Genomic DNA, 10309 nt, shown 5'->3' with positions numbered 1-10309 from the left:
ACACATTTTTATGGGGTAAAAGAAGCATTATTGTTTTGACTAAAGGGGGTTTCGGCTTATCTTTTATCGACACTATGGATATTTTATTTGTAAACTAGTTATCAAATTTATCGCCTGCCTTTTATGATGCCAAATAAAAAACAGTATTTCACTATTTGTTTTATATTATCACTATGTCTATCCTGCTTAAACGTAGTAGCACAGAAAAACTTGATCTCATCGCTTAATGAAGCTGTAATACCGCTACAGACTACAAAAGCTGATAGTAGTTTCGGCGACCTGCAGAAGCTCGACAAGGTTATAGCTGAAAAGAGAATTGTTGCATTAGGAGAAGCGACCCATGGAACAAGCGAATTTTTCACCACGAAAGAACGGATGATAAAATATCTTATCACTGTGTATGGTTTCAAAACGATCGTATTTGAAGCAGATTTTGCCGGAACATTCGCAATGAATGATTATGTGCTATATGGTAAAGGAACGGTGAAAGAGGGATTTAGCAAAATGATTTTGGGAATTTATTACAACAAGGAGTTTCTCAATTTAGTAGAGTGGGTCCGAAATTACAACTTAAACAAACCGACAGGAGATCAAGTGAAGTTTTACGGCTGCGATATGCAGTTTGCCTTCAATTCCGGTGAAACCTTAAAGGGAAAGCTAACCAAACTTGGAATATCATTATCACCGCAGGCAGCAAAAGGACTTGAATTTATAACGCGCTGGGCTTTTGTAAAACCAGATAAAGAAACGCTCTCTTTACTGGAAAGTTTAAAAACAGAATTGTCAGCCAGCATTGCTGGTGACATTCCATCTAAGCGTAGTGCCGACCATCAAATTATAAATTCAGTTATACAAACGATTGATTATGCTAAAGCTGCGCCTCTTCAATATAACCTAAACATCATACGCGACAAGTATATGGCAGATAACATTAGCTGGATCTATGATCACGAAAATCAAAATAAAACAATTATTTGGGCCCATAATCAGCACATAGCCAAAGATGTAACGTTAAATAATAATTTGCCCATGGGCTATTATGTAAACGAAAAGTTTGGTGCCGGTTATTATGCAATGGGGTTTGGGTTTAATTCAGGCTATTTGAGTGGATGGAGCAGTGAGCAAAGGAAATCGGTAATTTATACCATTCCGAATGTTCAGTTGAAGAACTCCAGTGATTTCGTATTTGCACAAGTTTCTGCTCCTAACTTCATTATAGATTTCGGGTCAGCATCTACTGACCCAGTTATTAAACAATTCCTAAATACTAAAGTATATTCCCGCGCCATCGGAGGCACCTACGTTGAAAAACTTCATGCTGACGGAAAAGGTACTTATCAAATGTTAAATAAAATGTATGATGCAATCATCTTTATTAGAAATACAACCGCGTCCACTCCACTTAAATAATCACCTAAACTAAGCCTGTGTATAGCCAAAATGTTTACAACGAGGTCAACTTTAAAAACGCGCTGTCCTTTGTATTTTTTATGGAGCCATGATCATTTATCAGATTATTACCGTTATTGTTTTGCTGACTACCGTTTTCGCTTATGTAAACGATAAATACATTAAATGGCCGTCTACCATCGGCATCATGGCGCTTTCGCTGATGGCATCGCTGATCATTGTGATGGTTGGTAATTTTGAACCCACGTTAACAGCAAACCTGGTAAAGTTGGTCAGTTCCATTAACTTTGAAGCGGTTTTGCTTCAGGTGATGCTGGGTTTCCTGCTTTTTGCCGGCGCGATGCAGGTAGATTACCAGAAGCTACGAAAAGAAGCCTTGCTGGTAATGGTACTGGCCACGCTTGGTGTTTTTATATCTGTTTTTTTGGTGAGCGTGCTTTCGTATTATTTGTTCAATTTATTTCAGGTACACCTTCCGTATATTTATTGCCTGTTGTTTGGCACGCTCATTTCGCCAACCGATCCAATTGCAGTCATGGGGATTTTGAGAAAAGTTGGCATTCCCGAAAGCCTCGAACTAAAAATAACCGGCGAATCTTTGTTTAACGATGGCGTGGCCGTGGTGCTGTTTTTAACCGTAACAGAAGTAGCCGTGATGGGCGCCGATCAGTTAACTGTTTGGCACATCAGCAGTTTATTTTTACGGGAAGCAATTGGCGGATTGGTTTTTGGCACAGCGCTGGGTTATCTCGGTTATTTTATTTTGAGATCAATTGACAATTACCGGGTTGAAGTTTTGATCACGCTTTCTATGGTGATGCCCGGTTACGCGCTGGCCAATTACCTGCACGTTTCTGGTGCGCTGGCCATGGTTGTTACCGGTTTGATGCTGGGCAATAAGGTAAGGAATACGGCTATGTCGCGCAAATCCTGGGATTATTTGGGCAAGTTTTGGGGTTTGGTAGATGAGATATTTAATGCCGTGTTGTTTTTGCTGATGGGTTTTGAAATGCTGGTCGTTAAAATTACGTTGCCGATCGTAAACGTTGGCCTGGCCATGATTTTTGCCGTACTTTTTGCCCGCTGGGTTTCGGTACTTTTTCCGGTTTGGCTTTTAAAAGGCAGGATAAGGTTCGAAAAAAACGCTATAACGATACTTACCTGGGGCGGTTTGCGTGGTGCCTTGTCCGTCGCGCTGGCCTTGTCAATCCCCACAGCGATGCACAAAAACGAATTTGTGCTGATCACTTACATCATTGTGGTCTTCTCGATCATGATCCAGGGTTTAACGATTGGCAAGTTGAGCTATCGGTTGCGGTGAGGATTTTTGGTGAAAATCTTAATCCCCAATACTTCTTTTACCACACCAATTTTTGCCTGGTAAAAGAAGCATCAACCCAAACTTAAACACCAACCGCAGGCAGTTCAAAATAAAAGCGGCTGCCTTCGCCCACTTCGCTTTCTACGCCAATTTGGCCGCCTTGTGCGCCGATGAAATCTTTAGAGATCGCCAAGCCTAAACCCGAGCCAGATTTGTTTTGCCCATCTGTTGGCACCTGGAAATAGCGGTCGAACAGGCGTTCTTTGTATTTTGCTTCAATGCCTTTGCCATAGTCTTTGACCGAAAACTCAATCATTTTGCCAACCGGCGCAACCCGGACCTGGATTTTTGATTTTGCCGGGCTGTAACGCAACGCGTTCGACAAAAAGTTGATCAGCACCCAAGCCGTTTTTTCCACATCGGCATGGATATCGGGCAGCTTTGCTGGGATCAATTGTTCAATCACAACGCCTTTTTGCTGCGCCTCAAACTGGATTGCTTTGATGGCATATTGCACAATTTGTTCCGGCTGTGTCGGGATAAAATTAAGCTGGATGTTGCCGGTTTCAATTTGCGAAAGGTCGAGCAGTTCGTACGTGATTTTCAGCAAACGTTCGCTGTCTTCGTTGATGTGCTGCACCAATTGTTCCTGCTCTTTGTTCAGTGTGCCAATACGGTTATCGGCCAGCAGTTTCAAACTCATCTTAATAGCAGAAATTGGTGTTTTCAACTCGTGCGAAATCGTAGCGATAAAATTAGTTTTGGCTTCGTCGCGTTCTTTAAACTCAGTGATGTTGCGCAAAATATAAACCTTGCCGGCTGATTTATTGGCAAAAGTTAACGTTTCGTTAATGTCGTTATTTATATCCGGAACGGTGATTTCGCTGGCTTCTAATTGGAAATGCGAATCTTTTCCATCAACTACAATTTTAAACGGTTTTCTAGCCTTTGCATCGTCAATAATGGATTTAAACAAATCATTGTTTTTGGTAATTTCTGCAACCGATTTTCCTTCCAACTTTTGATCGTTTAGGTTCAAAATATTTTTGGCCGCCGTGTTGCTAAACAGCACTTCCTGCTTTTCATTTACACCGATAATGGCATCGTGCATTTGCTCGATTATGGTTTCGATACGTTGCTTTTCCGACATTATTTTCGACAAATTGCTGTTTTCCCACTCGTTCAACCGTGCAGCCATAGCGTTAAATTCGTTGGCTACTTCCGCAAACTCGTCCCTTTTTTCAAAATGGATGCGCTGGTTATAATTTTTCCGGCTGATTTCGCGGATACCTTCCAGCAAAGTATTTAAAGGGTTGGCAATAAAACCGGGAAAGTTTACGCTGAAACTAAACAGCACCAAAAAGGTAAACGTGCCGGCCAAACCCAAAAACAAAGTTGCTTTATTAACCGATGCCTGCGCCTGGTCGTTTTTGCGGACAATCGCTTTCATGTTCAAAATTTCAATTGTGCGCAAACTTCTCCTTGCATTTTTTTCGGCATCTTGTTGTTGTGCAATTGGTGCCGATATGTTTTTTAACCCGGTAAAAGAAGCACGCAGGTTTTTTACCGCTTCGGCTTCGCCAACTTCCGTAATGTTGTTTTCTTCGCGGATCAATTGCTGGTTAAAAGCGGTTTGTGCCGAAGCATTTAGCGGCAAAGTATTTTCATCTAAAACCGAACGCATTTCGCGGGCGAAGTTTAAAGTTTCGTAATTGTCCTTTAAAATTACTTTGGCACTGTTGGAAATTTCGTTGATGTAGAAGATGGAAACGGTGCCAAAAAAAAGCACGACGATAAACAAAAAGCCGAAGCCTAAACGAAGTTTATTTTTTACTTTCATGATAATATCACTAAATCGGTTTCAGAAACAGCTAACTTTTTAAGCAGCTCGTTAAAGGCTGTAGTTTTCAAAATCACCTGGTATAAATTAATATGTGGTTTGCCGATGCAAATGGTGGTAACTTCCCGTTCCTCAGCTATTTGCACAATCGTTTGCGATACGTCATCGCTTTTTATTTTCAATACTTCGGCCCCAAGTTCCGTTGCCAGTTTAAAATTGTTGATGAGGTGGCGTTGCTTGTCCAGCTTGATCTTGTCTAAACTTTCGCTGCTGCTTTGCACATAAAGCACGATCCAGCCCGAACGGTAATAGGAGGCCAACCGCGCTGTTTTTCGGATCACGATTTTGGCTGTTTCGGCGTTGGTTGAAATACAGGCCAAGAATTTTTCGGAACGCAATTTAATCTGTTTCGGGACTTCAACCGCAATCTTTCGTTCCAAATGGTGCGCTACTTCTTTTAAGGCCAGTTCCCGCAATTGCAAAATCCGGTCGGGCTGAAAAAAGTTTTGCAAGGCCAGGTTGATCTTACTTTTGTTGTAGATTTTACCTTCTTTCAACCGGTCAATCAATTCGTCTGCCGTTAAATCAATGTTGACGATTTCATCGGTCAGTTCCAGTATCTTGTCCGGGATCCGTTCGGTGATCGCAACACCGGTTATCGCTTCCACTTCTTCATTAATGCTTTCTAAATGCTGGATGTTTACGGCAGAAATTACGCTGATGCCAGCTTCCAGGATATCCAGCACGTCCTGCCAGCGCTTGCTGTTTTTACTGCCCTCAATGTTAGAATGCGCCAGTTCGTCCACAATTACCACTTCTGGATGACGGTTTAAAATCGCCTGCAAATCCATCTCTTCCAGCTCTTTGCCTTTGTAAAAAACTTTTCGCTTTGGGATAACGGGCAAGCCAGCCAGCAAACTGTGCGTTTCGGCGCGGTTATGTGTTTCGATGTAACCGATCTGCATATCAATACCGTTTTTGATCAACGAATGTGCCTCTTGCAACATGCGGTAAGTTTTACCCACACCGGCGCTCATGCCAATGTAGATTTTAAACTTGCCTCGGCGCGATTTTTTGACCAGTTCGATAAAATCCTTAACGGACGGATCGGTGTGTTTTTCTTCTGCCATCAGTGTATCATATGTAAATGTTCATTGATTGGACCCAACACAAAGCACGAAAACATGGAAAGCGATTGCAGCACGACGATGACGAAAAACAGCAAAACGCCGAAGCTGACAGTATCTGTTTTTAAAGTGCCTGCTGAAGCTGGCGTATAAATTTGATGACGCATTAAACCGGCAATGTACAAACCGCCAAAAATCGGGATAAAACGGCCGCAAAGCATGGCAAAAGCAGTGGTTAAATTCCAAAAAATGGTGTTATCGCCCAAACTTTCAAAACCTGAACCGTTGCCGGCGTAGGAGGAAGTGAACTCGTACAAAGCCGTGGTGAAGTTGTGCGGGCCGTTATTACTGAACCAGTTTAAGTTGGCATTTCCGTGGAAAATATATTGAAAAACGGAAATCGTAACTCCGGTTAAACCCAGACAAACCAAAGGCTGAAACAAAAAAATGATCATTGCCGCCTGGATTTGCCGCATGGTTACTTTTCGGCCAAACAGTTCCGGTGTCCGCCCGATCATCAGCGAACCGATAAAGATGGCAATGATGAGAAAGATCAGCATGTTGATCCAGCCGCTGCCAACGCCGCCAAAAAAAGCATCAATCTGCATCCCCAACAACATATAAATTCCTGCAGTTGGCATATAACTATCATGTGCAGAAACGGTTGTTCCGGCAGGAACGGCAATGTTTAAACCGGCATAAAAAGAAGATAAAGTTGAACCTAAGCGTGTTTCTTTGCCTTCCATGTTTCCCTGGGAAATATTAATGCCGAGTTTTTGCTGCTCTGAATTGCCACGGATTTCGCCCAGCATGATGGGAACGGTTAGGATGGCCAAACCGATCAGCATAATGCCGATGATCATCCATGCCAGCTTCTTTTCATCCAAATAAAAACCTACCATAAACAGAAAAGATGCCGGTAAAAGAAGCACCATCACGATGTGGATAATGAACGAAAATAGGTTTGGGTTTTCGAAAGGATGCGCATCGTTCGCCCCAAAAAAACCGCCGCCGTTTGAGCCTAATTCTTTGATCGGAAGCATGGCTGCAACCGGCCCGTTGGCAACGGTAACGTGTTCGCCCTGCAAAGTGGTGATGGTTGCCGGTTTGTTAAAGTTCATGGGCACGCCGCAAAACAACAATAAAACCGCAGCGAGGATGCAAAGCGGCAAAAGCACACGCGTTACGGAAAGAAGCAGATCGTTGAAAAAGTTGCCGATACCTTCTCCTGATTGTTTTACAAAACCACGCACAATCGCCACACCTGCGGCCAAACTGGTTGCCGCGCTTACAAATTGTAAAAAGGTAAACACGCCGATCTGCGTAAAATAAGTGGCGCCGCTTTCGCCGGAATAATGCTGCAAATTGGTGCTGGTAAGGAAACTGACCGAAGAATTAAAGGCCAAATCCCAACTCATGGAAGGGTTTCCGGCTGGATTGAGCGGCAAACGGGCTTGAAAAACTAGCAGTAAAAAACCCATCAGCCACCAAATTAAATTGATAGCAATTAAAGCGAGGCTGTATTGCTTCCAGTTCATGGATTTACTGCTGTCAATCCCGCTAATGCGAAAAATGAATTTTTCAACAGGTTTCAAAAAATCAAACCAGGTTTGTTTTTCCTGATAAACGGCAGCCATGTATTTGCCATAACCAGCAGCAAGCAGCAATACAAGGGCAACCAGGATTAATAATGCGACTGATTGTAGATACATAATTTATTACGGTAAAAGAAGTATATGTAATTTTTGACTTCTAAAATGATATAGCAAAACTTGTAGTAATGAGCGGGCTGGTGTTAACTAACCTGCCGCCGTGTTGCATAAATATTGGATTTTTACTGTCATATATTTTCCCTTCTATCCTGATGAGGGCGTTTTTTAATGGTGCATAATCTAAGTTGGCCGAGTAGCCGGTAGTTGTAAAACCTTTTGGCGCGCCCACAGCAATCAGTACATTGTTTTTGTCTTGGTAATACTCGATCCGGCCTGCCATAGCCCATTTGTCTGTAAATTGGTAACGGGCAATTGCAACCGGTAAAAACACCTGGTAGTAATTTGTACTTCCTTTAAATTGTTGCTGGATGCCATAATCCAAGCCTGCGGTAATGCCAAAGGCTTTGGTAAGCTGAAAAATCCCGTAAAAATCATTATAAAACCTTCGGACGCGAACCGAATCGGCTCCTTCTGTTCCCAAATAATTACTGTAGTTTAAACTGATTTTATCATTTGGTTTCCAGGTTATTTCGAAACCACCGGCAGGCTGGCTGTTGTCTGTTTCCCGGTTGATGCGCTGCCAGCCGTTTAAATACAAGCCAACCAAAGTTAGTTTATTGTCTTTTGAAGTGTAAGTAAGCTTTGCGCCTGATTCGTAATAAGGCGTGTTGTCTGATAAAATGTTGCGGGTCAGGGTCCAATCATCTTTGGATACCGCGCTTTCAAAACCGATATGCGAAGAAAATATACCGGCATCAACCCAAAGGTTGGCCGTTTTAGAAACTTTGATGCCTGCGTTGGCCTCGAAAATATTTTTTAATACGCCTGGTTCTGTGGCCAGGTTGGCATTGGTGTAAGTGCCAGCCATCAAGGCCAGGTTTCCACGGAGGTTGCCGTTATCGTAATTAACTTTTATAAAACCCAGGTTCAGGTTCACTTCGTTGCTGCGGTTGTGCGAATAAACAAAGGGCGGCCGGTTGTTATCGGGCGGGCGGTTAAAATCATAACCATAATAAATCTCGGCATAACCACTGACGGTGAGTTTCCCGGATGTTTGCAGGCTGTCTTTCAGCTTGCCTTCTGTTACAGTTTTGTCTTGCAGTTTGCCTTCTTTTTTGGTGCTGTCTTGCAGTTTGCCTTCTTTTTGTGTGTTTTGTTGTGCCGAAGCGACCAGGCACGGACACAAAGCAATGGCAAGGAGTATTATTTTTTTCACTTTATTGGATTTAAACTTTTGCGCTTGTCCGGATTTTTTATCAATCAGATCATGATGCTTCTTTTACCCCATAAAAGTTTGTGGCGTTATTGAGATGGCCATCATAAAATTATGGGCATAAAAGAAGCATTATCAAATTTTAAATATATAAACAAACTCGAAGCTTAAAAACTATAGTTGGTTAAAAGCGTACGATCAAATCCATCGCTGCCGAATACTGGTCTTTCTTCGTGCCGTTGTCATAAGGGGTAACACCATCAGCATAAGCACGTTCGTAACGAATTTCGGGACGAATGCGGAAATACGTGTTAAAACTGTGCACAAAACCAATGGTATGATCAGAATACGAAGTAACGTAACCGGTGCGGTTTCCCTGGCGGTCGTTTAAATAACCGTTACGGATCGAGACATAATCTTTGCCCGAAAGTTTGATTTGGAAATAGTTGACCGCGCCAATCGCACTTGCCGTTCCCGGGATTAGGCTGCCTGCACCAACGCCAGTATAAAAAGGCTGCGGCGGGCCTTCAATTACAGTTCCGCCAACCAGCGCATCTTTTTGCCAGATGTAGTAAGCTTCAGTCATCATGTGCAAAGTGTTGTTAAAACGGTGGCCCCAAGTGGCAACTACCATTTGCAAATCATCGTGGTTGTCTTTGTATTTCCCTGCGCCCAACGAGTTGATACCTGCATAAACCGAGTTGTTGTTATTGTTGGAAACCCAGCGCGCCATCAGCAAACCGTTCACACTGGCGGCATTGCTCCAAACTGCAACGTCATTTCCACCGTGGATACCAGCTTCTAACTGCCAGTGCGCCCCTAATTTAAAAGTAGCCTGCGCACCGCTAAAAGTATAAGGGTCAACCGTAAACATCAGCGAGTGTGTGTACAGGTAATTATCCGGTGCCCACTGTGCTTCAATATCGGCAGGAGAAATAAAACGGCCAACTTTCAGCAACATCCCATCCGCAACTTTTGGGAAGTAAGCCAAAGCGTAAGCCTGCGTCGGGTCGTAACCGTATTTGTTGTTTTTGCCTAACAACTGATTGCTGAAAATACCTTTAGCAATGGTATAACGGTAATCTGTACCGAAAATGTTATCCACCAAAAAGCCTAAAGAAACATGGTCTGTTTGTACGGTGTTGGGCTGAACTTCCATGCGAATAATGGCTTGATCAAGCACAACAGTGTTTGGCACAATATCATAAGAAGTTGGCGCATTAGAGTTTTTAGACGAGCTGATGTTGCCGCCCGCATCAATCCAGCCATAAATCCTGAATTTTGATTTTTTGGTGCCTAATGCTTTTTGAAACGGATAAATCGGCGCAGTGGCATCTATTCCGATAAGCGGTGCGCCGTCCCACTCGCTGCTGGGGAACGGAGGCGATTCTAAAGGCGAAGGCAATGATCTTGCAACCGTGTCTTTTTTTACTTCGGCAGCACTTTGGGCTTTAATTTGCAACGAAATAGCTGCAATAGTTACTATTGACAATAATAGTTTTTTCATTTTTTGTTAGATAGAAGATGTATGAGTTTAAGTTTATTTTTGAAGTGCGTCCAGCGCAACGTTTAGTTTAAGTACGTTTACTTTTGCCGGACCGAACAAGCCAAGCAAGGGTTTTTCTGTGTGTGATGCAACCAGTGCGGCCACTTGTTGTTCGTTTAGTTTGCGGTTTGCAGCAACCC

7 protein-coding genes and 1 pseudogene (1 of these 8 running past the window's edge) are annotated in these 10309 nt (G+C 42.9%); 2 read left to right on the top strand and 6 right to left on the bottom strand.

Going from position 1 to position 10309, the window contains the following annotated elements:
• Nucleotides 1–123: 123 nt before the first annotated feature.
• Complete coding sequence (locus Q0192_RS17530) at nt 124–1410, top strand: erythromycin esterase family protein (RefSeq protein ID WP_299291576.1); 1287 nt, start codon at nt 124–126, stop codon at nt 1408–1410.
• Between the two features lie 88 nt (nt 1411–1498).
• The gene (locus Q0192_RS17525) at nt 1499–2731 is read left to right on the top strand and encodes a sodium:proton antiporter (RefSeq protein WP_299291574.1); all 1233 of its coding nucleotides are present in this window, start codon (nt 1499–1501) and stop codon (nt 2729–2731) included.
• An 82-nt stretch (nt 2732–2813) separates the two neighbouring features.
• Here Q0192_RS17525 and Q0192_RS17520 read toward each other — a convergent pair whose 3' ends face one another.
• From Q0192_RS17520 to Q0192_RS17495, 6 genes and pseudogenes are all read right to left on the bottom strand, one after another.
• Nucleotides 2814–4571: an ATP-binding protein gene (locus tag Q0192_RS17520; RefSeq protein ID WP_299291572.1), complete on the bottom strand. Its 1758-nt coding sequence runs from the start codon at nt 4569–4571 to the stop codon at nt 2814–2816.
• Nucleotides 4568–5701 (bottom strand): sensor protein KdpD, encoded by a 1134-nt coding sequence (locus tag Q0192_RS17515; protein WP_299291570.1) that lies wholly within the window; start codon nt 5699–5701, stop codon nt 4568–4570. Before Q0192_RS17515 ends, Q0192_RS17520 begins: the two co-directional genes overlap by 4 nt.
• Nucleotides 5701–7410: a potassium-transporting ATPase subunit KdpA gene (gene kdpA, locus Q0192_RS17510; RefSeq protein WP_299291568.1), complete on the bottom strand. Its 1710-nt coding sequence runs from the start codon at nt 7408–7410 to the stop codon at nt 5701–5703. The genes Q0192_RS17515 and kdpA overlap by 1 nt, the downstream gene beginning before the upstream one ends.
• Before the next feature lie 40 nt (nt 7411–7450).
• A complete protein-coding gene (locus Q0192_RS17505; RefSeq protein ID WP_299291566.1) occupies nt 7451–8626 on the bottom strand; it encodes a porin in 1176 nt (391 codons plus the stop codon).
• 181 nt (nt 8627–8807) lie between these two features.
• A complete protein-coding gene (locus Q0192_RS17500) occupies nt 8808–10130 on the bottom strand; it encodes an outer membrane beta-barrel protein (RefSeq protein WP_299291564.1) in 1323 nt (440 codons plus the stop codon).
• A gap of 33 nt (nt 10131–10163) precedes the next feature.
• Nucleotides 10164–10309 (bottom strand): annotated as a pseudogene (locus tag Q0192_RS17495) (potassium-transporting ATPase subunit C) (it continues 381 nt past the right edge of the window).

The organism is uncultured Mucilaginibacter sp., assembly GCF_937859865.1.
GTDB lineage: Bacteria > Bacteroidota > Bacteroidia > Sphingobacteriales > Sphingobacteriaceae > Mucilaginibacter_A.
The sequence above is the reverse complement of the archived record's forward strand: the minus strand, read 5'-3'. Positions and strand labels throughout refer to the sequence as shown.

What these genes read in the sequence shown, in the direction of transcription:
- Q0192_RS17530 (WP_299291576.1), top strand. Translation starts at nt 124, where the DNA reads ATGATGCCAAATAAAAAACAGTATTTCACTATTTGTTTTATATTATCA.
- Q0192_RS17525 (WP_299291574.1), top strand. Translation starts at nt 1,499, where the DNA reads ATGATCATTTATCAGATTATTACCGTTATTGTTTTGCTGACTACCGTT.
- Q0192_RS17520 (WP_299291572.1), bottom strand. Translation starts at nt 4,571, where the DNA reads ATGAAAGTAAAAAATAAACTTCGTTTAGGCTTCGGCTTTTTGTTTATC.
- Q0192_RS17515 (WP_299291570.1), bottom strand. Translation starts at nt 5,701, where the DNA reads ATGGCAGAAGAAAAACACACCGATCCGTCCGTTAAGGATTTTATCGAA.
- kdpA (WP_299291568.1), bottom strand. Translation starts at nt 7,410, where the DNA reads ATGTATCTACAATCAGTCGCATTATTAATCCTGGTTGCCCTTGTATTG.
- Q0192_RS17500 (WP_299291564.1), bottom strand. Translation starts at nt 10,130, where the DNA reads ATGAAAAAACTATTATTGTCAATAGTAACTATTGCAGCTATTTCGTTG.